Consider the following 22,279-nt stretch of genomic DNA (forward strand, 5'->3'; position numbering starts at 1 on the left):
GTATCGGCAATAGTGCCGTTATTGATATCGATAATGCTAATTGTGCCTTCGGGGTCGATACTGTAGTCGCCATTAGGTTCACCTTCATTAGCAACCACTACTTTTGCACCATCATGGCTAAATGTCACCATGTCGGGTAGGGCACCTACAGTTACATTTTTAATAAATACTGGTGTATCTCCGCCAATATTGTAAAACGCTATTTGGCCAGCTTCGCCCACGTTTGTAGCAGCCATTGCTACCGCTAATAATTGGTTATTTGCATCGATAGCTATGCTGTTTGCATCACCAGGCGTATTTTCATTTAGTGAGAGCGTAATGGCAGAGGCTAAGTTGGTCGCGGTTACAATACCTTCGTTATCTTTTACTAATGCTGCAGTGTCGAACGTATCGGCAGGAATTATATTCACAACTGCCTCATCGCCAGAGCTATTAATTGCATAAATCCACTTTTTAGAGGCTTGGTAGGCGACTATTTCAGCTGCACCCTCTGGGCTTTGTGCATTGAGTACTGCGCGGCCAATAAGATTGATATTTAAACCTGAATTTGCATTAGTGCCGTTTTCGCTATTATTACCCGCTGTACCTTGTACACCCTGTGCGCCATTTTGACCGTCATCACCATCTAGTGAGCAACCAGTTAATAGTGATAGCAAAGAAAGGGCTATTATTGATTTGTTTAACATTATTGTTTTCCTTAGTGTTGTATTAGTTAAATATCAACACACAGGGATGACAACAGTATGGCACTTTTATTTATAGAATATTTAAGCAATAAAAAAGCGAGTATAAAACTCGCTTTAATAGGGCTTGGCCTGTTACTCATTAAAACGGACTGGCCGCTACATATTATTTATATAATCATCGCGCCTTTTTCGAGTTATTTTTATAAACTCTTTTAACTCATCAACGGAAGGTTCAATACCTTGTTGGTTTTTCTGTTCAAACCAATCGGTAACATCACTGATTATGACGGAACCACCCTGTAGGCATAATTCATCATTTTTTAGCCAAACATCGGGATCTCTTAATGATGGACTGGTATACCAATTACAAAAGCTATATCCCTCGAGTGTTAATTTAGACTCAATATAAAAACTATTAGCAATAGATAAAATTATATATAAAGGTATTGCGCGCAGCATAAGCTTTACCATTAACCTTATTGTTTTTTCATTGCGGAAGTTCAATACTTTTTGTAAACCTGCAATTGTCATTAAAACAGGAAATGGAGCCATTACTATTATCGGAGCCAACAAGCCGCTTTCTCGAATATAATAAAGCGACTCATCAAAATAAACATTTTCAACAAACCCATAATAAGAGAAGTAAAATAAAGCAATTGTAAATAATATAAAAGCAAACAGGCCTATCACAACAGTTAATTTATGCTCGAAGCTTTGTTCTGTAAAACGTTCCTCGGATTTTTCCCATTCTAAAATAGACATTGTTTATAGCTCATTTTTATTACTATTTAGATTTATAGATGGCAACCCAAATAAAGAATTAAAAAAGGCATAGGGATCTTCAGAAAAACCCTGTTTCAGCTTTTTATTTATGTTAATTATTCCAGAGCTAATATCGCTTTCAATTTTTCTCAGCTTAAATGCGATAGCATCTACGATTGGGTCTGTTGAAAAAACCATTGTGAGATCAGTAAAAGCGAGCCCTACACTAACAACAATAATAAGGGGTATTACAGCACTGATAACAATAACAGCCCCAGCAAAGGCCGTTGCAATATGCGTTACAGCCACTGTCGTAGCTATAGCTGCTCCAACCACGGCCATATCTACAGCTATACCAGCAACTAAGTAATGCCATGTTTTTTGGTCATTTAAAGCTTGGTCGATTGCATGAAATGTCACTGAAATAATTAAACTAATAACGAAGCCGGTTTTCATCGCTTTGGCTGCTTCGAGCTTACCCACACCTATAGTGAATAGCTTAGGGTTACTAGCCAAATAACGGGTACCTGTAAGGTGAGCGCGTATTCCAGGATAAGAGTCAATTATGACTGTGGGTAGCCATTGCAAAATTCTGGCTGTAGACATCTCGAACATATAGCCGAATTATTAGGTCTGCTTTATTTTATCTACCAAGTTCCATTCTTGTCTTTTTAATAAAAGACTCTAATTCATTTAGAGTCGGTTCAGTTCCTTGCTCATTATGCATTTCAAACCAATCATAAATATCACTAGTGATTACAGAGCCATCTTGTAAGCATAACTCATCGTTTTTCAACCAAACATCAGGATCACGAACTGAAGCACCAGTGTACCAATTACAATAAATGTAGCCTTTGCTCTTTAAATTAGCTTCTATAACTATGTTAGTCGGGATTGATAGAATTAATAAAACAATTAAACCTACAACAGCACTTTTAAATGCATTAACTAAAGTTAATTCTATATCAAATCCCAAAAAACGCTGTAGGGTCGATAAAAAAATTAAAAATAAGCAAGGCAATAATAAAAAAGATAAAAGTATAGTGGCTTGCTCTTTTATAAAAAATTGAGGTTGACTAACTAAAAATATAGTTTCCACTTCGGAAAAAAAGTTTAAGGCTATTTTATAGCACAGTCCTCCACTAACAATTAATAAGAAAAAAATAGATGCTATTTCTTTCATATTTGTAAGAGATAACTTTTTATCTGCTTTTTTCCATTCTAAAAATTTCACAAGTTATAAGACCTAGCTTTATTAAAAATAGGAACTCCAAAAATTTTATGTAAAAATTCATTTGGACTTTCTTTGTATTCGTTATTGATTTTCTGCGCTCCAGCCCTAATTTTAAATACACCACTTTGTATATTACTTTCGATGTTTCTTAATTCTTCAGAAAGTACTTTTACATAATCACTTGTATCCGAAAATGCAATTGAGAAAGCAACCCCAACAATTACAACGACCAACAAAGGAACTAAAACTGAACCTGCAATTATTGTTGCTAAACCTGCTGATGCAGCTCCCGCAGCACCTAATATTGTACTAGTAGTTAAAATAGCAGCTCCAACCACTGCCATATCAACAGCAATTCCAGCAACTAAGTCATGCCATGTTTTTTGGTCATTTAAAACCTGGTCGATTGCATGAAATGTCACTGAAATAATTAAACTAACAACGAAGCCGGTTTTCATCGCTTTGGCTGCTTCGAGCTTACCCACTCCTATAGTGAATAGCTTAGGGTTACTCGCCAAATAACGGGTACCCGTAAGGTGAGCACGTATTCCAGGATAAGAACTGATAATAATAGCAGGAGAGCCATTGTAAATTTTTATTTTAAACTTACCGAAAGCATTACCTTGGCGCTGCATTGCAACAGCTATAATGGCTAATGCCTTCATATCATCAAATAGAGGATAAAGGCCTGCGCCTGTCTTTAGAGGATCTTTTATTCGCTCCCAAATACTCGATGCTGAGTTATGCTGTGCTAATACACCATCAATCCAGTCAACCGCTTCAGAACGAGATTTACCTTGTTTCATTTTTACAGAAATAATGTAATCAACAAACTCTGCTGAATTCATTAGTAATAGAGTATGGTTGTTACCGGCAAGAAGCGTTTTTATTTGGAGTTGGCGTTGTCTTTGTGCAATTGCACGACGAGCATGAGCAGACATAGTAAATCCTTATTGTCTATTGTTAATCCATTAACTTAGCATTGTAAGTATTTTATGGACAAAGGCAATAAGAGCGAGCAAAAAAAGCTCGCTTTTAGGTACTTATAAAATCACTTTTTAACTGGGCGTTTCCAACCATCTAAATTGCGTTGCTTGCCACGTGCTACGGCTAACTGATCATCCGCGACGGTATTGGTAATAACAGAACCTGCACCTACAGTTGCTGTAGCACCAATATTTACAGGAGCAACCAGTGATGAGTTAGAGCCAATAAAGGCATTATCGCCAATAATGGTTTTGGCTTTATTCACGCCATCGTAGTTACAGGTAATCGTGCCTGCGCCAATGTTCACTTTTTCGCCAATTTCAGCATCACCTAAGTAACTTAAGTGGTTTGCTTTAGAGCCTTTGCCTAAACGGGTTTTTTTCATTTCGACAAAATTGCCAATGTGGGAGTCTTCTTCCATTACTGCACCAGGGCGAAGGCGGGCGTATGGGCCAAGGGTACAATGAGCTGCAACTGATGCATCTTCAATCAATGTATTGGCTTTAATAACAACATTATCGCCGATGCTACAGTTTTTAAGTACGCAGTTAGGGCCAATTTGTACGTTATTACCTAAGGTTACTGTACCTTCAAAAATAACATTGATATCTATGAGGACATCTTCACCTGTTTTAACGTCGCCACGTACATCTATGCGAGCAGGGTCGGCAAGAGTTGCACCATTTAGCATCAGCTCTTCTGCTTGCCATGCTTGATAAGCACGCTCTAATCCTGCAAGTTGTACGCGGTTATTTGCACCTTCAACTTCCATTGGGTGATCTGGTTGTGCTGATGTAATTTCCACCCCTTCACTATGCGCCATTGCAACTATATCTGTGAGGTAGTATTCGCCTTGAGCATTATTGTTAGATAGGTTACCTAACCATGTTTTTAAAAGCTTACCATTAACCGCCATAATGCCGGTGTTTACTTCGTTTATAAGTAGTTGCTCTGCGCTTGCATCTTTTTGTTCAACAATACCCACTAGCTTGCCATCAACACGTAGCATACGCCCATAGCCATTTGGGTTTGCAAGGTTAACAGTAAGAACTGCTAAGCCATTCATAGGTGTTGCTGCTAATAAACGTTCAAGTGTCGATTGCTTAGTTAAAGGTACGTCACCGTATAAAACCAGTACAGTGTCGTCGTCGTTAATATGAGGGTTTGCTTGTGCCACTGCGTGGCCTGTGCCTAGTTGCTCAGCTTGCAGCACCCAATTTACGTTATTATCGGCTAATTGTTGTTGTAATAGTTCGCCGCCATGACCATAAACTAAGTTAGTAGATGTCGCACCTAGCGCGTTGGCATTATCGATAACGTGTTGCACCATAGGTTTACCTGCCACTTTATGCAGTACCTTAGGAAGAGCAGAGCGCATACGAGTACCTTTACCCGCTGCAAGAATAACCGTTGTTAAAGACATTAAAACAATTTCCTTTTTCCGTTGTTTTAGCTTAATAGAATAAGTGTGCTGCATAGTAGATTACGTAAGTCACATCATGTGCAAATACTCAGTAGGCTAAGCAATGACTACTGAATCTTAACTTAAGCAAAGTAACACCTAATAGAATAGGGTTATTGTAGCGAGGATCGCGTGCAGATATAAGTAATAATGATGAGATATTAGCCATAACGATCAATTTATTTACAGATAGGCTGAAGTAGTTAGTTATTGGCACAAAAAAGCCCACATAAAGTGGGCTTTTAAAAACCAGATAGGCTTACTTTTTACGTAATTGCTGAATAATGCGTAGCTGAGCAATTGCTTCAGCTAGTTGCATTGCTGCTTGATTGTAATCAAGTTCAGCAGATGCGCCTTTTGCCATTTGGGCTTCAGCGTCACGCTTAGCTTGCTCTGCAGCTTTTTCGTCTAGGTCTTCACCACGAACAGCTGTATCAGCAAGTACGGTCACTATGTTCGGTTGAACTTCTAGTGTACCGCCAGCAATATAGATGAGTTCTTCTTCACCAAATTGCTTAACTAAACGTACCATACCAGGTTTAAGGGCAGTTAGTAGTGGGGCGTGACCGGCGTTAACACCTAACTCACCTTCACTACCAGATACTTGAATAGATTCTACTAAACCAGAAAATAATTTCTCTTCAGCACTTACTACATCAAGATGTACAGTCATAGCTGCCATACTACCCTCCTAATTACATGCTTTTGGCTTTTTCTTGAGCTTCTTCGATAGAGCCAACCATGTAGAACGCTTGCTCTGGCATATCATCAAACTCACCGTTTAAGATACCTTTGAAGCCTGCAATTGTGTCTTTAAGTGAAACGTATTTACCTGGCGCACCTGTAAATACCTCTGCCACGAAGAATGGCTGAGATAGGAAACGCTGGATTTTACGTGCACGAGATACAAGTTGCTTATCTTCGTCAGAAAGCTCGTCCATACCTAGAATCGCGATGATGTCTTTAAGCTCTTTGTAACGCTGAAGAACTGTTTGAACGCCGCGCGCTATACCGTAGTGCTCTTCACCGATTACTTGTGGATCAAGCTGACGTGAAGATGAATCAAGAGGGTCTACCGCTGGGTAGATACCTAGTGATGCGATATCACGTGAAAGTACCACTGTTGCATCTAAGTGAGCAAACGTTGTTGCTGGAGATGGATCCGTTAAATCATCCGCAGGTACGTATACCGCTTGGATTGAAGTAATTGAACCTGTCTTAGTAGATGCGATACGCTCTTGAAGTACACCCATTTCTTCAGCAAGTGTAGGCTGGTAACCTACCGCTGATGGCATACGACCAAGAAGTGCTGATACTTCTGTACCCGCAAGTGTGTAACGGTAGATGTTATCTACGAAGAAAAGTACGTCGCGACCTTCGTCACGGAACTTCTCAGCCATAGTAAGACCTGTTAACGCTACGCGTAAACGGTTACCCGGTGGCTCGTTCATCTGACCGTATACAAGCGATACTTTATCAAGTACGTTTGAATCGTTCATTTCATGGTAGAAATCGTTACCCTCACGAGTACGCTCACCAACACCTGCGAATACGGAGTAGCCGCTGTGCTCGATTGCGATGTTACGGATAAGTTCCATCATGTTTACGGTTTTACCAACACCGGCACCACCGAATAAACCAACTTTACCACCTTTAGCGAATGGACATACAAGGTCGATTACCTTGATACCCGTTTCTAAAAGTTCTACTGAGCTTGATTGCTCTTCGTAAGTAGGCGCTGCACGGTGGATAGACATACGCTCGTCTTCACCGATTGGACCTGCTTCATCAATTGGCTCACCAAGTACGTTCATGATACGACCTAGGGTCTTAGTACCAACTGGAACTTGAATTGCTTCGCCTGTGTTTGCTACTGCAGCACCACGACGTAAACCGTCTGTAGTACCTAGTGCGATAGTACGTACCACACCGCCACCTAGCTGCTGTTGAACTTCTAAAGTCAAACCAGCTAAATCGCCATCTGTTACTTTTAGCGCGTCATATACGGCTGGCACGCTGTCTTGTGGAAATTCGATATCCACAACGGCGCCGATAATTTGGACGACCTTACCTAAACTCATGTCTATTCCTCTCGTTAATCTTTGCCTGAAGCATTAAACTGCTGCTGAACCAGAACAAATCTCACTAATTTCTTGTGTGATTGCTGCTTGGCGAGCTTTGTTATATACAAGCTGTAACTCATCCATAAGGTCACCGGCATTATCAGTTGCAGCTTTCATTGCAACCATGCGGGCAGCCTGTTCAGAGGCAGCGTTTTCAACTACACCTTGGTATACCTGAGACTCAATGAAACGTACTAACAAAGACTCTAAAATAGCCTCTGGGTTTGGTTCATATAAGTAATCCCACGCATGTGTAGATACTTCTTCTTCAGCTTTTGGCAAAGGGAGTAACTGATCTACTATTGGCTCTTGCTTCATGGTATTAACAAAGTTGTTATATACCAGGAATAAACGGTCAATTTTACCTTCAGAGAATGCATCTAGCATTATTTTTACTGGACCAATTACGTCCTGTACTGAAGGCTTATCTCCAAGACCTGCTTTTTTAGCAAGTACTTGACCACCAAAACGTTGAAAGAAGCCAGCTGCTTTACTACCTAAAGTAGCAAAATCAGCATCTACGCCTTTTTCTTTCCACGCTTTAATCTCTAATGCGACTTTTTTAAACTCGTTTGAGTTTAAACCGCCACACAGACCACGGTCAGTAGAGATAACAATATAACCAACTCGTTTTACTTCACGTTCTTCTAAGAACGGGTGAGTAAAATCAAGATTTGCTTGAGCAACACGACCAATCACTTTACGTAATTTTTCAGCGTATGGACGGCTTGAAGCCACTCGTTCTTGCGCCTTTTTCATTTTAGACGCAGCAACCATTTCCATTGCGCTAGTGATCTTTTGAGTATTTTTAATACTGCCGATCTTGCTTTTAATCTCTTTTCCGCTGGCCATGACTCTCTCTCCGAATCAAGGTGTGCTTTAAGATATAAAGCACACCATTAATAACTAAATTACCAAGTTTGCGTAGACTTGAACTTCTCTAGAAGTTCTTTAAGCTGCGCTTCGATCTCGGCGTTGTAGTTACCAGTTTCATTGATTTGAGCCATAAGCTCTGCGTATGTGCTATTTGCGTAAGAAAGTAAAGCCGCTTCGAAATCCATAATTTTAGCGATTTCGATGTCTTTTAAGTAACCTTTCTCAGCTGCGAATAACGACAAAGACATTTCAGCAACAGACATTGGCGCGTACTGTTTCTGCTTCATTAGCTCTGTTACACGCTCACCATGCTCAAGTTGAGCACGAGTAGCATCATCAAGGTCAGACGCGAACTGCGAGAACGCAGCTAATTCACGGTATTGAGCTAGGGCTAGACGGATACCGCCACCTAGTTTCTTAACGATTTTAGTTTGTGCAGCACCACCAACACGCGATACCGAGATACCAGCATTTACTGCCGGACGGATACCTGAGTTGAATAAGTCAGTTTCTAAGAAGATCTGACCATCGGTGATAGAGATAACGTTTGTCGGTACGAACGCAGAAACGTCGCCGCCTTGAGTTTCAATGATAGGCAATGCCGTCAATGAACCTGTTTTACCTTTCACTTCACCGTTAGTGAATTTTTCAACGTAATCAGTGTTTACACGTGATGCACGCTCTAAAAGACGCGAGTGAAGGTAGAATACGTCACCTGGGTATGCTTCACGGCCTGGTGGACGCTTAAGTAGCAATGAGATTTGACGGTAAGCAACAGCTTGCTTAGATAAATCATCATATACGATTAATGCGTTTTCACCACGGTCACGGAAGTATTCACCCATAGTACAGCCCGAGAACGGTGCTAAGTACTGAAGTGCCGCAGATTCAGAAGCAGATGCTACAACTACGATAGTATTTGCAAGTGCACCGTGCTCTTCTAATTTACGTACTACGTTAGCAATAGTAGATGCTTTTTGACCAACCGCTACGTACACACACTTAACGCCTGTGTCTTTTTGGTTGATGATTGCATCGATTGCTAGTGCAGTTTTACCTGTTTGGCGGTCACCGATAACAAGCTCACGTTGACCACGACCAACTGGAATCATTGCATCGATAGATTTGTAACCAGTTTGCACTGGCTCATCTACTGATTGACGCTCGATTACACCTGGTGCAATTTTTTCTACAGGTTCAAAACCGTCGTTATCTAAAGCGCCTTTACCATCGATAGGAGCACCTAGTGTGTTTACAACACGACCAAGTAGACCCGCACCAACAGGCACTTCTAAGATACGACCAGTTGTGTATACTTTTACGCCTTCAGTAAGGTCAGCGTAAGGACCCATTACTACTGCACCAATTGAGTCGCGCTCAAGGTTTAGTGCGATAGCATAACGGTTGCCAGGAAGCTCAATCATCTCACCTTGCATACAGTCAGCTAGACCGTGGATGCGAATGATACCGTCAGTAACAGATACAATTGTACCTTCGTTACGAGCTTCACTTACAACTTCGAACTTCTCAATACGTTGTTTGATCAGATCTGAAATTTCAGTGGAATTAAGTTGCATGCTCTTTTTCCCAATTACGATTGTAGTGTTGTGGCTAAGCGATTTAATTTACCGCGTAAAGAGCCGTCAATTACAGTGTCACCCGCCTTGATAATAAGGCCGCCAACAACTGTAGCGTCTTCACTACAATTCAGCTTAACTTTGCGTGCGAAACGTTTTTCAAGTGCCGCTACCAATGATTCTTGCTGCGCTGCAGCAAGAGGCGTTGCCGAAATCACGTCAATATCGATTTCTTTGTCATAGTCTGCTTTTAAAGCAGAAAATAAATGAGCAACTTCAGGTAGTGCAATCAAACGTCCATTTTCAGCCATCACCTTAACTAGGTTCTGACCTTGTTCGTTGAGCTGCTCACCACATAAGTTAATAAATAACTCAGCTTGTGCAGTAGCAGTAGGCAATCCAGCTAAAATGGTTGATGCCTGTTCATTGCTGGCAACGTGGCCAGCAAAGAACAACATGTCATTCCAACTTTCAATGGTGCCTTTTTCAACGGCAAGTTCAAAAGCCGCTTTAGCGTATGGGCGAGCGATAGTAGTCAATTCAGACATGCTCATACCCTCCTAATTACAGCTCAGCGACAAGTTTTTCAACGATGTCACTATGTGCGGCTTGATTGATTTCGCGCTCTAAAATTCTTTCTGCGCCAACCACAGCCAGAGTTGCTACTTTCTTACGTAGCTCTTCTGTCACACGGTTACGCTCTGATTCAATTTCAGAGTGCCCTTGAGCAATAATTTTTTCACGCTCTTGCTGACCACGAACAGTTTCTTCGTCAACAATTAGCACGGCACGCTTTTTAGCTTGTTCAATGATATCAGCCGCTTGAGCCTTTGCATCTTTAAGCTGTTCTGCAGCTTTGTGTTGCGCAAGTTCTAAGTCTTTTTCGGCTCTATCAGAGGCAGCTAAACCATCTTCGATTTTCTTCTGGCGAGCTTCAATTGCACCGTTTAGTGGTGGCCATACGTATTTCATACAAAATAATACGAACACCGTAAACGCAATTAATTCACCGATAAGAGTGGCGTTTAAGTTCACAACCGCTCCTCCTTAAATAGTAAGCTGTTCAAAAAATAAAATTAAAGTACGAACAACAATACCATCGCGATACCAACACCAATCATTGCTACAGCATCGATTAGACCAGCAAGGATAAACATTTTAACTTGTAGCGATGGTGCAAGCTCAGGTTGACGCGCACATGCTTCAAGGAATTTACCGCCCATGTTACCAAAACCGATTGCTGTACCGATTGCACCGAAGCCGATAAGTAAAGCTACTGCGATGTACTTAAGACCTAATACTAGTTCCATTTTTTTCTCCAAAGTTTCAATTGTAATTAAAAGTAAAAATTAAAAGTTATAAATTAGTGATTATCCGAACTTGCCATGCTTAGGTATACGATTGTAAGCATCATGAATACGAATGCTTGCAATACAATTACCAAGATATGGAATACAGCCCATACAAAGTGCAACGGTAGTTGCATTAAACCTATTGCACCGATAAGGATGAAGATTAACTCACCTGCATATAAGTTACCGAACAAACGCAGTGCCAGTGAAAACGGCTTAGAAACCAATGCGATAAGCTCTAGTAATAGGTTAAATGGGATTAAAAGAATCTGCATAGCTGTATTGTTTGAACTAAACGGATGAAGTGTTAGTTCTTTAATAAAACCGCCGATACCCTTTATTTTTATTGAGTAACCAATCATTAGAATGAACACGCCCAGCGCAAGTGCTGCGGTCATGTTGATATCTGTAGTTGGTACAATTTTCATGTATACGTCGTGTGAATCCATACCAAATGCAGTTTCGCCAACAAAGCCGGCAAATGCTGGTAGGAAGTCAACTGGGATTAAATCCATTAAGTTCATTAAGAATATCCACACGAATATAGTTAATGCTAATGGTGCAATTAGCTTACTTTTACCGTGGAAGGTATCACGTACGTTGTCGCCAACGAACTCAACAACCATTTCAATGAAACACTGAAATTTTCCAGGTACACCCAGAGTTGATTTTTTTGCGGCACTACGGAAGATCCATAAAAATATTAGACCTAGTCCGATAGACCATGCGAGGGTATCTACATGCCATGTCCAGAAACCACTATCCGTACATGCTTTATTGAAGGCAAGACCAGCGTCGGTCGAGCACATCTTAGCATTGGTTAAGTGGTGCTGAATATGGCTAGATAGAGTAACTTCTTCTGCAGCCATGTTATATCCCAAAAGTTAATGTTTAAAAAAAACGGGTGTAAACAATCCTGTAAACAACACCAACACATAAGCACAAAAGAAAGGTAATAAAACTACCGGATAAAGCTTTAGCATTAGTGCAAACAAAACGATTGTTAGCATAAATTTTAATCCGTTGCCGCGTTTCAACGAGGCATACGCTTGATTTGCTCGACTTGCACCCATATATCTGAATGCATAAAGCGCAAATACAAAGTTAGGAAGTACTGCGACAGCGCCACCAGCTAATGCTGAAAGTGCGGCATTGGTTTCCCAACCTATAAAAATTATTAGTGCAGCTAAAAGGGCTACAAATCCCTGAAGGCAAATTAATTTTAATGCGGCAAGCCTATACGGGCCTGCTAACTTATTAGTCACTTTTAATTAACCTTTATGACGCTCTAATTGTCAGGGTATGAAAACTGGCGAAATTATACTTAATCCTGCCAGTTTTGCAACTTGAGTAGGTGCTTTGTAACACAAAATCGCTGTAAATGTCCCTTTTTAGACATCCAATGAATTAATGGTGGGAATAGTCTTGATTGATACGGTTTAAAATACCGTCTAACTCGTCAAGATTAGTGTAAGAAATAACCAACTTCCCTTTGCCTTTTTTGTTGTAATTTATTTCTACTTTTGCCCCTAGGTTATCAGCAAGTTGTTGCTCTAACTGTTTAACATCTGGGTCTTTTTCTATTACTTCTTTTGCTGGAGCAGGCTCTAAAATAGAGCGCACTAGCTTTTCAGTTTCGCGAACGGTCAATGCTTTCGCAACAGCTAAACGGGCTGCATCTGATTGCACTTCACCTTCAAGTGCTAATAAGCAACGAGCGTGACCCATTTCAATGTCACCATGCTCTAACAATATCTTTACATCGTTATTAAGATTATTTAAGCGTAATAAGTTAGTCACGGTCGTACGCGATTTACCAACTGCATCCGCCACTTGTTGATGCGTTAACTCAAACTCATTAAGCAAGCGATTAAGCGCTATCGCTTCTTCCATGGCGTTTAAGTCTTCACGCTGAATATTTTCAATTAGGGCAATAGCAACGGCCGCTTCATCGGGTACATCTTTAATAATACACGGTACAAACTCAAGCTTGGCAATTTGAGCCGCGCGCCAACGACGTTCACCGGCAATAATTTCATAACTGTTATACGCTACTGGGCGCACAACAATCGGTTGAATTATCCCTTGTGAACGAATTGAACTGGCGAGTTCTTCAAGTGCCTCTTCAGACATGTCTTTACGAGGTTGGTATTTCCCTGAGTGTAAAAACTCGATGGGTAGTTTTTGTAATTCACTGTTGCTAGGCTGTGCCGCATTTTCAACTGCGTTTGTTACATTGGCGCTGTCGTGTTCCTTGCTTTCGCTTGGTGCAGGTTTAGATGAACTTAAAAGTGCATCGAGTCCTCGGCCTAAACCTCGTTTTTTAGCAGACATGTTATTTTTTTACCTCAAAGTTAGGCGACAACGGGAGTTGTTTTTTCTTTTCTGCGTAGCATTTCACCCGCGAGAGCTAAATACGCTTTCGCACCACTTGATGCTCGATCGTAGTACATTGCCGGTGCGCCAAAACTTGGGGCTTCTGCAAGTCGAACATTACGTGGGATCACCGTACGGTATACTTTATCGCCAAAATGTTGTTTTAATTGTTCTGATACATCATTTGCTAATCTATTACGCGGATCGTACATAGTACGAAGTATGCCTTCAATCTGTAAGTTAGGATTAACTAACTTAGCAAGTTGCGTAATCGTGTCCATTAATGCGGTTAATCCTTCCAATGCATAATATTCACATTGCATAGGGACTAAAATAGAATCGGCAGCGGCCATGGCATTAACGGTTAACATATTTAAAGAAGGTGGGCAGTCTATAAAAATAAACTCGTACTGATCCTGAATTTTTTCAAGTGCATTGCGTAAGCGTACTTCGCGAGCAAATAATTCCATCAATTTAACTTCTGCAGCGGTCACATCGCCGTTTGCAGCAATCATATGATACTCGCCTGAGGTTTCTTTAATAATCACCTCATCAATAGGCTTATCTTCTATGAGTAAATCATAGATAGTAGGGACGTCACCATATTTGTCGACGCCACTGCCCATGGTCGCATTGCCTTGCGGATCGAGATCTATTAACAGCACTTTACGTTTCGTTGCAGCCATAGATGCAGCGAGATTAACGGCAGTGGTCGTTTTACCTACTCCGCCTTTTTGATTTGCTAATGCGATGACTTTTGCCACAGTGTCTCTGATCCCTAGTCTTTAGAAAGAATTATTAAATGTCGTTGTGCATCTAAATCGGGTACTTCTAATGCAATTTTTTGCTCAAACTTAACACCAGCAGGGAGTGAGTCTAATTCCTCACTTGGAAATACCCCTTTAAGTGCAATGAACTTACCTGAATGATCGATTAAGTGCGAACACCAGTCAATCATATCTTGTAACGATGCAAATGCACGACTTAGTACGCCATCTAATTTAACACTTGGTTGATATTCTTCAACTCTTGACTGCACAGGAGTCACATTATCAAGGCCAAGCTCATGTTTAACATGCATTAAAAAACGTACACGTTTACCTAAACTATCTAATAATACAAACTGCGTATCGGGTAAGGCAATAGCTAACACTATGCCCGGTAAACCAGGACCTGTGCCAACATCAATATAATGATGACCGGTCAAGTGAGGCGCAACAACTAAGCTATCCATTATATGTTTAACCATCATTTCTTGAGGTAAACGTACTGAGGTTAAATTATAGGCTTTATTCCACTTATCGAGTAATTCGACATAGCTAACAAGTTGTTGCTGTTGTTTTTGTGTTAGCGCAATATCAGTTTGCGCTAACAAAGTTGTTAATTGTTGCTGTAACACAATGTACCTTTACCGTTACGCAGTTTTGCGCAACAAGCCTTGCTTCTTCAGATACACTAATAATAGCGAAATCGCCGCTGGGGTGATACCAGAAATACGCGAAGCTTGACCAATAGTGTCTGGACGAGCATCAATTAGCTTAGCAACAACCTCATTTGATAAACCAGAGACGGTTTTATAATCAAACTCTTTTGGTAAAATAGTTTCCTCATGACGAAGCTGCTTATTGATCTCATCTTGCTGGCGTGCAATGTAACCTGCGTACTTAGTATGAATTTCAACCTGCTCTAAGGCGGCCTTATTGGTAAACTCAGATCCGAGTCCTTCAATGGCCATCAAGTCGTTATAACGCACTTCAGGTCGGCGTAATAATTCTTCTAAGCTGGCTTCACGCACAAGTGGCGTTTTAAGTAATTCATTTACTTGATCAACAACCGCATGATCTTTATGGATCCAGGTATCTTTAATACGCTGTTTCTCTTTAGCGATCACTTCCATTTTTTCGTTGAATGCTTGCCAACGTTCATCATTAACTAAACCTAATTCACGGCCTTTTTCAGTTAAACGTATATCAGCGTTGTCTTCACGTAGTAACAAACGATATTCAGCACGGCTAGTAAACATGCGGTATGGTTCTTTTGTACCCAGTGTTGCTAGGTCGTCAATTAGTACGCCAACATAGGCTTCATCACGACGTGGCGTCCACGACTCTTTGCCTTGCACTTGTAATGCCGCATTCATACCTGCGATCAGACCTTGTGCGCCCGCTTCTTCGTAACCGGTCGTACCATTAATCTGACCAGCAAAAAATAAACCATCAATAAATTTAGTTTCTAATGATTGTTTTAAGTCGCGCGGATCAAAAAAGTCATATTCAATAGCGTAGCCAGGACGACAAATATGTGCATTTTCAAATCCGGTGATCGATTGCACAATTTCTAACTGCACATCGAACGGTAAGCTGGTTGAAATACCGTTAGGATATAACTCGTATGACGTTAAGCCTTCTGGCTCTACAAATATCTGGTGCTTATCTTTATCAGCAAAACGGACAATCTTATCTTCAATAGACGGACAGTAACGTGGGCCTATTCCTTCGATAACACCTGAGTACATAGGTGAGCGATGTAAGTTTTTGCGAATAACATCATGTGTTTTTTCATTGGTGTAAGTGATGTAACACGGAATTTGTTGTGGGTGGTCACTTTGTTTACCCATAAATGAGAATACCGGTGTTGGTGCATCACCTGGTTGTTCTTGCATTTTAGAAAAATCAACAGTGCGTGCATCAATACGTGGTGGTGTACCTGTTTTTAAACGATCCACTCTAAATGGAAGTTCGCGTAAACGATCAGCCAATGCAATTGAAGGTGGATCGCCTGCACGGCCACCTTTAAAGTTTTCAAGACCGATATGAATTTGGCCACCTAAGAATGTGCCTACGGTTAGTACTACACTAGGGGCACTGAAACGCAGACCCATTTGGGTAACGACACCTGTTACACGGTTGTTTTCAACGATAAGATCATCACATGATTGTTGAAAAATCTTTAAGTTTTCTTGGTTTTGAAGTGTGTTCTGAATAGCCGCTTTGTACAAAGCACGATCCGCTTGAGCACGAGTAGCTCGTACAGCAGGGCCTTTAGAAGAATTAAGCGTACGGAATTGGATCCCGCCTTTGTCAATAGCCTGAGCCATTGCGCCACCAAGGGCATCAATTTCTTTAACTAAGTGGCCTTTGCCAATGCCACCAATCGCTGGGTTACAAGACATTTGACCAAGGGTATCCATATTGTGAGTCAGCAGCAGGGTATTCATCCCCATACGGGCAGCTGCCAATGCGGCTTCAGTGCCAGCATGTCCACCACCTACTACGATAACGTCAAAATTTTCGTGAAAAATCATTAATGGGATCCTACTTAAATCAAACCAGTAAACTTCAAAAGGGAGCGTATTCTACCTAGAAATTAGCAGAAGATAAATGATTAAACAGTGCTCAAGATCTAAGTAAGTGATCTCTAATAATATAAAGGATCTTTTAAAGAGATCTTTTAATACTATTACTACTACTGATCAGCTTTTCTGTTGATAAGCTTTAGATCATGATTAAAAACATATAATTAGATCGGATCTAAAGGTGTTAATATGATCGGATCTTCAGGCAAATAAGCTCTGATCAAAACAGGCTGTTATGCACAGGCCGATCAAGCCTCGATCTTATCCCATGGATAAGCATGGTTAAAAAAGCAGTTTAATCAGTGTTTATCCACAAAATCTTTTAAATTATTAGTAAATTGTGGGTAACTTTATTTATAACTTTTTACTTGATCTTTCTATTTTAGACCTGTTTTTGCTATCCACGAGTCTAACCAAGCTAAGGCCGTATCTTCTGGAAGTGCTTCATCAAGAATATTCAGTTCTAACCGCGGTGCTAACTGTATCGCGCCTTTTTGGCTTAAAAGCGTATCTATATTACGCCCTGCAAGGTTATACGTGTCATAACTGGTATCACCTAAAGCGATGACCGTGTACTTTAAGTGCGATAAATCATCAACTTGAGATAACTCATCAACAAAGTTAATAAGGTTTTCTGGGTAATCACCCGCACCATAGGTTGATGTACAAATTAACCAAATGGTATTTTGCTGATCTATTTCACTAAATTCAGGTTGATCATGTAGTTGGGTATTAATACCTTGGCTATTAAGCGCATCGCTTAGTTGCTCGGCAACGTATTCTGCGGATCCCATTTGACTACCAACGATAAGATTTACTGAACTCATGAATATTTGTGATCACTATTAGTTTTAATTGCCGCCTATGATAGCCCAGTGAGTATAACAGTAAAGTTAAGAGTGCTATTTTGTATAACTATTTTTGTACTTATTTAAGCCTTTACTTAAATGTATTGTTTAACTACCTGATAATTAAAGGTTTAACAAAATATCTTTAAATGTAATCTTCTGATCAAGTTGTTGATAAGGTTGGGGAAAGCTCTGCTTAACTATCAATTAAAGTTGCAGTTTTATTGCTAAGTCATTGATTTTATATTTAGTATTTTCCACCAGCGATTGAAAATAAACGTATAGATGCTTGTTGATCTTAATGTGGATATAAAGCTTGTTGATAACCTTAAATTGGGATCGAAAAAAATTTTAAAAAATGATCTATTTGATTAGATCGGGCTAAATATCCATTATTATTTTTTATAAACAGCCCTTTTTTAATTAAATACAGCTTATTTCCCCATTTTAAAGACGTTTAATTCCTCGCTGAAGCAAAAAAACACGCAATTGTGGATAACTGATCTGCAAAAAAATAAATTTGAGTGATCTAAAGTGAATATTTAACTGAATTTTGCTGGTGGTGTAGACGAACAAAACGTATTTTTTAGCTACGTTTTGTTTTTATGACTTGATCATTCCCCCTATTCAAACATGGATAACCAATGCTATAGCTTCACTTTTAGAGTGTTTAATAGGCATAACTACGGCTATTTTTTCTATAAATTAAGGCTTTCTAGCCGCTATTTGCTGTGATTATTAGCGTTGTTACATCTTTTATGTACATTATTAAAGGCGAATTGAGGCTGATATAAGTGCAGCTTAAACTGTATTTGTAGTCTGTTTGGTTTTTAAAGTGGATTATTAAAGCACAGCTAGGTGAGTTGTTATTGTAAGATTGGGCATTAAAAAGGGCGCCTAAGCACCCTTAATAAATTATATCGTTACTTATTAATTCGACTATTTACCGATACAGAACGAGCTAAATATTTTGCCAAGTAGATCATCTGAGGTAAATTCACCAGTTATTTCGTTAAGATACTGCTGCGTTAAACGCAGTTCTTCAGCCAAAATTTCACCGGCAACATGCATTTCTAATTGTGTTTTACCGGTATCTAAGTGGTAGGCTGCATGCTCAAGGGCATCTAAGTGACGACGACGCGCCATAAAGCCACCCTCTGTGGCCCCATCAAAACCAATACAGGCTTTTAAGTGCTCACGCACTAGTTCTATGCCGTCAGCATTCTTAGCGCTTAAACTGATGACCGGATATTGTTGCTCTTGATCCATACCGACTACATCACCTGATAAATCGGCTTTGTTTCTGATCACGGTCACGCCCATACCTTGGGGTAACTTAGCCATAAATTCTGGCCAAATAGCATGAGGGTCGGTATCGGCTGTATCTGTACCATCAAGCATAAATAACACGCGATCGGCTTGGTTTATTTCATCCCATGCACGCTCAATACCTATTTGTTCAACGCGATCTGGGCTTTCACGCAGGCCTGCGGTGTCGATTATATGTAGTGGCATACCATCTATATGTATGTGCTCACGAAGTACATCGCGGGTGGTGCCGGCTATTTCAGTTACGATTGCCGCTTCTCGTCCTGCTAATGCATTAAGTAAGCTTGATTTACCTGCATTAGGACGACCTGCAATAACGACACGCATACCTTCGCGCATTATGCTACCTTGTTTGGCTTGATTAGTAACCGCATTGAGTTGCTCAATAATGGCATTCAAATCCCCGCCTACTTTTCCGTCTGATAAAAAATCGATTTCTTCGTCAGGAAAATCAATAGCTGCTTCCACATACATACGTAAGTGAATGACTTTTTCTACTAGGGTTTCTATGTGCTTAGAGAATTGGCCTTGAAGTGACTGTAGGGCGCTTTTAGCCGCTTGCTCACTGGTTGCATTTATTAAATCTGCAATAGCTTCAGCTTGAGTTAAATCAAGCTTGTCGTTCATAAAGGCACGCTCAGAGAATTCACCAGGCTTTGCTAAACGTACACCGTCTATTTTACTTATTTCTTTAAGTAGCATATCAAGGACAACAGGGCCACCATGGCCTTGAAGTTCGAGTACGTCTTCACCGGTAAATGAGTGTGGGCCGGCAAAGTAAATTGCAATACCTTGATCAAGCTGATCCCCTGCAAGGTTATTAAAAGGCACGTAGTCGGCAAAGCGAACTTTAGGTATTTTACCTACTATTTTCTCAGCGACTTGTTTTGCTAGGCTGCCTGAAACACGAATAATACCAACCCCACCACGTCCTGGTGCGGTTGCTTGTGCTGCGATAGTGTCTTGATTAATCATGCGTTTGAAATTGCCAATATGAAAGTGAATGCTGGTTTGTATTGTAACCTATGGCTTTATTTCATGCGAATAGCTGTATGTAAAAATGCGTCAGCAGATACATTTTAAGCATTTCATTATTTAGTTTTAATTAATAATCAGTTATTGAAAATGATAACTATATTCATTAGCATATGCGTATTATTTTTCTACGTACTTAAACTTTATGCGCTATTCTCCAGTTTTATTGGCAGTTCTAGTCAGTTTTTCAGGTTCTTCACTAGCTGAAAATCAAAATATTGAAAATGAAATAGAAACTATTGATGTTGTTGGCCGTGCTTTTTCTTTATACAGACCAACAGAATCCAGTTTTGGGACTCGGACAAATACCCCAATTGAGAAAATCCCGCAGTCCATTCAAATTCTTCCCCAAGCGTTAATTAACGATCAGGCTGCACGTCAAATTACCGATTTATATAGCAATATTGCAGGGGTTAACGCATTTAGTTATTCCGGGGTGACGTTTCGTGGTTTTCGCCAAGATGAGATCTTATACGATGGTGTAAAAGGCGACCCATTTAATGGTTTTGCTGTCCCACAGTTATTTAATATTGAACAAGTTGCCGTATTAAAAGGCCCTGCGGGCGCTATTTATGGTAGCGGAAACCCTGGCGGCATTATTAATTATGTAACTAAAAAGCCAAAGTTTACCGATGAGCACAGCATTGAAGTTGAAGTAGGTAATGATGACTTTTTCAGTGGGGCGATACAAAGTACTGGTACGCTAAGTGAATCGCTCGATAACCATGCTTACCGTGTTGGTTTATATCGTGATTCAGAAAATCCCTTTCGTACTAATACCAGTAGCGATAACACCATTGTTGATCTTGGTTATACTTGGTTAATTAATAGTGCGACAGAGCTGACTACGCAATACACTTTTATTGAGCAAGAGTTAGGTGGTGCACGTTTACGCGGTGTACCCGCTGATGATAATGGCCAATTTATTACAGATATTAGCTGGAATCATAATGAAGCGACTGACTTTCAAAATGTTGAAGCTCATGTTTATCAAGCTACTTTAAAGCACGATATTAATGATGTTTGGCGAACGGATATTACGGCTCGTTATTTCGATAATAAAGAAGTGCAAAACTATCATGAACCGAAAGGACTCGATGATACAGATGGCGATGGTGTGCTTGATTGGAGTGATCGAGAGTTTCGTGATCAAGTTCGTGAGAATGAAGGTTTTAGTTTAACGGCTAATGCGGTTGCGGAGTTTTTATTGGCTGATATGCAACATCAAGTATTACTGGGTAGTGATTGGTATGAGCATAACTTTGAAAGTGTATATCGTACGGCAAAGCAACAGAGTCAAGGTGGACCTGTACCCGGGCTTGATCTTTACAACCCTGAATATGGTCTTACAGCGGCTGATGATTATAATTTAGATAGCATTACACCACGGTTAGGTCGAACGAATAGCACTCGTTTTGGTGCTTATGTTCAAGATCAGCTCGATATTACCACTAATTGGAGTATCACCGCAGGGTTAAGATATGATCGCTTTGAAGATAAAGACGAGTTAAATCAAACTGAGTTTTCAGATAGTGATGTGACTTATCGTGTGGGTACAACTTACAACATTAACGATACTTTCTACCCCTATGCTTTATACGGTACGGGCTTTGTTCCACAAAGTGCAACTGATCAAGAAACGGCTAAGGGTGGGCCATTTTCTCCAGAAACAAGCCGTATCAATGAAGTTGGTTTAAAAAGTAAACTGCTTGATGATAGCTTGGCAGTTAATTTGGCTGCTTACAATATTGTTCGTGAAAATATCCTCCAAGCAAGCTTATTAGGTGATGTAGCTGGCGATGGTGTTGACGACCTAGTGGCTGTAGGTGAAGTAGAAAGTAAAGGATTTGAAATTGAAGTGGTTGGTGATATTACCGAGCGCTGGGTTGTGACCGCTAACTATGCCTATAATGATACCCGTATCACTAAAGCGAATGAAAGCATTCGTAATCAAATCCCTGATAGTGATAAGTTTGCTAATGCCCCACAAAATACAGTGGGCATTTGGACACGCTACGAGCTTCCTCGCTTATCTTCCTCTATTTCTGCCGGTTTAGACTATGTTGACGAACAGCTAAGCTTAGGTGGTCAACAAGTTAAGCCTTACACTATTTATAATATGGCATGGCAAACCACAGTAGATAATTGGCAGTGGCAATTGTCGGTTAAAAATTTGTTTGATAAAGAATATGCTAGTAGTGGCTTTATTGAACGTACAGGGCACTTCCCAGGTGAACCTCGCCGTATTTATCTTAGTGCTAAATACAGCTTTTAAAG

At 40.3% G+C, this 22,279-nt stretch carries 22 protein-coding genes (1 of these 22 only partly in view); 1 reads left to right on the forward strand and 21 read right to left on the reverse strand.

Annotation, left to right across the window (positions count from 1 at the left end; translation table 11 throughout):
* The 21 genes from KK487_RS15395 to mnmE form a co-directional block, all read right to left on the reverse strand.
* Positions 1 to 686, reverse strand: the beginning of a protein-coding gene (locus KK487_RS15395; RefSeq protein ID WP_013466256.1) for a choice-of-anchor I family protein. 1,099 nt of this gene lie to the left of the window's left edge; the window shows 686 of its 1,785 coding nt (coding positions 1-686); its start codon is at positions 684 to 686; its stop codon lies beyond the left edge, outside the window.
* A 156-nt stretch (positions 687 to 842) separates the two neighbouring features.
* Complete coding sequence (locus KK487_RS15400) at positions 843 to 1,448, reverse strand: DUF1240 domain-containing protein (protein ID WP_013466257.1); 606 nt, start codon at positions 1,446 to 1,448, stop codon at positions 843 to 845.
* A 3-nt stretch (positions 1,449 to 1,451) separates the two neighbouring features.
* A complete protein-coding gene (locus KK487_RS15405) occupies positions 1,452 to 1,964 on the reverse strand; it encodes a hypothetical protein (RefSeq protein ID WP_013466258.1) in 513 nt (170 codons plus the stop codon).
* Between the two features lie 127 nt (positions 1,965 to 2,091).
* Positions 2,092 to 2,682 carry a DUF1240 domain-containing protein gene (locus tag KK487_RS15410; protein ID WP_013466259.1) on the reverse strand — a complete coding sequence of 197 codons (591 nt, stop codon included), beginning with the start codon at positions 2,680 to 2,682 and terminating at the stop codon, positions 2,092 to 2,094.
* Entirely contained in the window at positions 2,679 to 3,623 is a 945-nt protein-coding gene (locus tag KK487_RS15415) for a hypothetical protein (protein ID WP_013466260.1), read from the reverse strand. The genes KK487_RS15410 and KK487_RS15415 overlap by 4 nt, the downstream gene beginning before the upstream one ends.
* A 110-nt stretch (positions 3,624 to 3,733) precedes the next feature.
* Positions 3,734 to 5,092: a bifunctional UDP-N-acetylglucosamine diphosphorylase/glucosamine-1-phosphate N-acetyltransferase GlmU gene (gene glmU, locus KK487_RS15420; protein ID WP_013466261.1), complete on the reverse strand. Its 1,359-nt coding sequence runs from the start codon at positions 5,090 to 5,092 to the stop codon at positions 3,734 to 3,736.
* Between the two features lie 298 nt (positions 5,093 to 5,390).
* Positions 5,391 to 5,813 carry a F0F1 ATP synthase subunit epsilon gene (locus KK487_RS15425; RefSeq protein ID WP_008464176.1) on the reverse strand — a complete coding sequence of 141 codons (423 nt, stop codon included), beginning with the start codon at positions 5,811 to 5,813 and terminating at the stop codon, positions 5,391 to 5,393.
* Positions 5,814 to 5,826: 13 nt separating this feature from the next.
* Entirely contained in the window at positions 5,827 to 7,212 is a 1,386-nt protein-coding gene (gene atpD, locus KK487_RS15430; RefSeq protein ID WP_008464175.1) for a F0F1 ATP synthase subunit beta, read from the reverse strand.
* 33 nt (positions 7,213 to 7,245) lie between these two features.
* Positions 7,246 to 8,106: a F0F1 ATP synthase subunit gamma gene (atpG, locus tag KK487_RS15435; RefSeq protein ID WP_008464174.1), complete on the reverse strand. Its 861-nt coding sequence runs from the start codon at positions 8,104 to 8,106 to the stop codon at positions 7,246 to 7,248.
* Positions 8,107 to 8,165: 59 nt separating this feature from the next.
* Positions 8,166 to 9,707 (reverse strand): F0F1 ATP synthase subunit alpha, encoded by a 1,542-nt coding sequence (gene atpA, locus KK487_RS15440; protein ID WP_013466263.1) that lies wholly within the window; start codon positions 9,705 to 9,707, stop codon positions 8,166 to 8,168.
* Positions 9,708 to 9,721: 14 nt separating this feature from the next.
* Complete coding sequence (gene atpH, locus KK487_RS15445) at positions 9,722 to 10,255, reverse strand: F0F1 ATP synthase subunit delta (RefSeq protein ID WP_016900009.1); 534 nt, start codon at positions 10,253 to 10,255, stop codon at positions 9,722 to 9,724.
* Positions 10,256 to 10,271: 16 nt separating this feature from the next.
* Positions 10,272 to 10,742 carry a F0F1 ATP synthase subunit B gene (gene atpF, locus KK487_RS15450; RefSeq protein ID WP_013466265.1) on the reverse strand — a complete coding sequence of 157 codons (471 nt, stop codon included), beginning with the start codon at positions 10,740 to 10,742 and terminating at the stop codon, positions 10,272 to 10,274.
* 41 nt (positions 10,743 to 10,783) lie between these two features.
* A complete protein-coding gene (gene atpE, locus KK487_RS15455) occupies positions 10,784 to 11,017 on the reverse strand; it encodes a F0F1 ATP synthase subunit C (protein WP_004335261.1) in 234 nt (77 codons plus the stop codon).
* A 53-nt stretch (positions 11,018 to 11,070) separates the two neighbouring features.
* A complete protein-coding gene (gene atpB / locus KK487_RS15460) occupies positions 11,071 to 11,928 on the reverse strand; it encodes a F0F1 ATP synthase subunit A (protein ID WP_013466266.1) in 858 nt (285 codons plus the stop codon).
* 15 nt (positions 11,929 to 11,943) lie between these two features.
* Positions 11,944 to 12,324, reverse strand: a complete 381-nt coding sequence (locus KK487_RS15465; RefSeq protein ID WP_013466267.1) for an ATP synthase subunit I — start codon at positions 12,322 to 12,324, stop codon at positions 11,944 to 11,946.
* Positions 12,325 to 12,466: 142 nt separating this feature from the next.
* Positions 12,467 to 13,393 (reverse strand): ParB/RepB/Spo0J family partition protein, encoded by a 927-nt coding sequence (locus KK487_RS15470; RefSeq protein ID WP_013466268.1) that lies wholly within the window; start codon positions 13,391 to 13,393, stop codon positions 12,467 to 12,469.
* Between the two features lie 20 nt (positions 13,394 to 13,413).
* Positions 13,414 to 14,199 (reverse strand): ParA family protein, encoded by a 786-nt coding sequence (locus KK487_RS15475; RefSeq protein ID WP_008112117.1) that lies wholly within the window; start codon positions 14,197 to 14,199, stop codon positions 13,414 to 13,416.
* 14 nt (positions 14,200 to 14,213) lie between these two features.
* Positions 14,214 to 14,834, reverse strand: a complete 621-nt coding sequence (gene rsmG, locus KK487_RS15480) for a 16S rRNA (guanine(527)-N(7))-methyltransferase RsmG (RefSeq protein ID WP_013466269.1) — start codon at positions 14,832 to 14,834, stop codon at positions 14,214 to 14,216.
* 15 nt (positions 14,835 to 14,849) lie between these two features.
* A complete protein-coding gene (mnmG, locus tag KK487_RS15485) occupies positions 14,850 to 16,739 on the reverse strand; it encodes a tRNA uridine-5-carboxymethylaminomethyl(34) synthesis enzyme MnmG (protein WP_013466270.1) in 1,890 nt (629 codons plus the stop codon).
* Between the two features lie 428 nt (positions 16,740 to 17,167).
* Positions 17,168 to 17,617, reverse strand: coding sequence for a flavodoxin domain-containing protein (locus tag KK487_RS15490; protein WP_024601476.1), 450 nt, complete (start codon positions 17,615 to 17,617; stop codon positions 17,168 to 17,170).
* Between the two features lie 960 nt (positions 17,618 to 18,577).
* A complete protein-coding gene (gene mnmE, locus KK487_RS15495; protein ID WP_013466273.1) occupies positions 18,578 to 19,942 on the reverse strand; it encodes a tRNA uridine-5-carboxymethylaminomethyl(34) synthesis GTPase MnmE in 1,365 nt (454 codons plus the stop codon).
* A 205-nt stretch (positions 19,943 to 20,147) separates the two neighbouring features.
* Between mnmE and KK487_RS15500 the strand changes: the two genes are divergently transcribed.
* Positions 20,148 to 22,277, forward strand: a complete 2,130-nt coding sequence (locus KK487_RS15500; protein ID WP_013466274.1) for a TonB-dependent siderophore receptor — start codon at positions 20,148 to 20,150, stop codon at positions 22,275 to 22,277.
* Positions 22,278 to 22,279: the final 2 nt, after the last annotated feature.

Source organism: Pseudoalteromonas sp. SiA1 (assembly GCF_018732205.1).
Lineage (GTDB): Bacteria > Pseudomonadota > Gammaproteobacteria > Enterobacterales > Alteromonadaceae > Pseudoalteromonas > Pseudoalteromonas tetraodonis.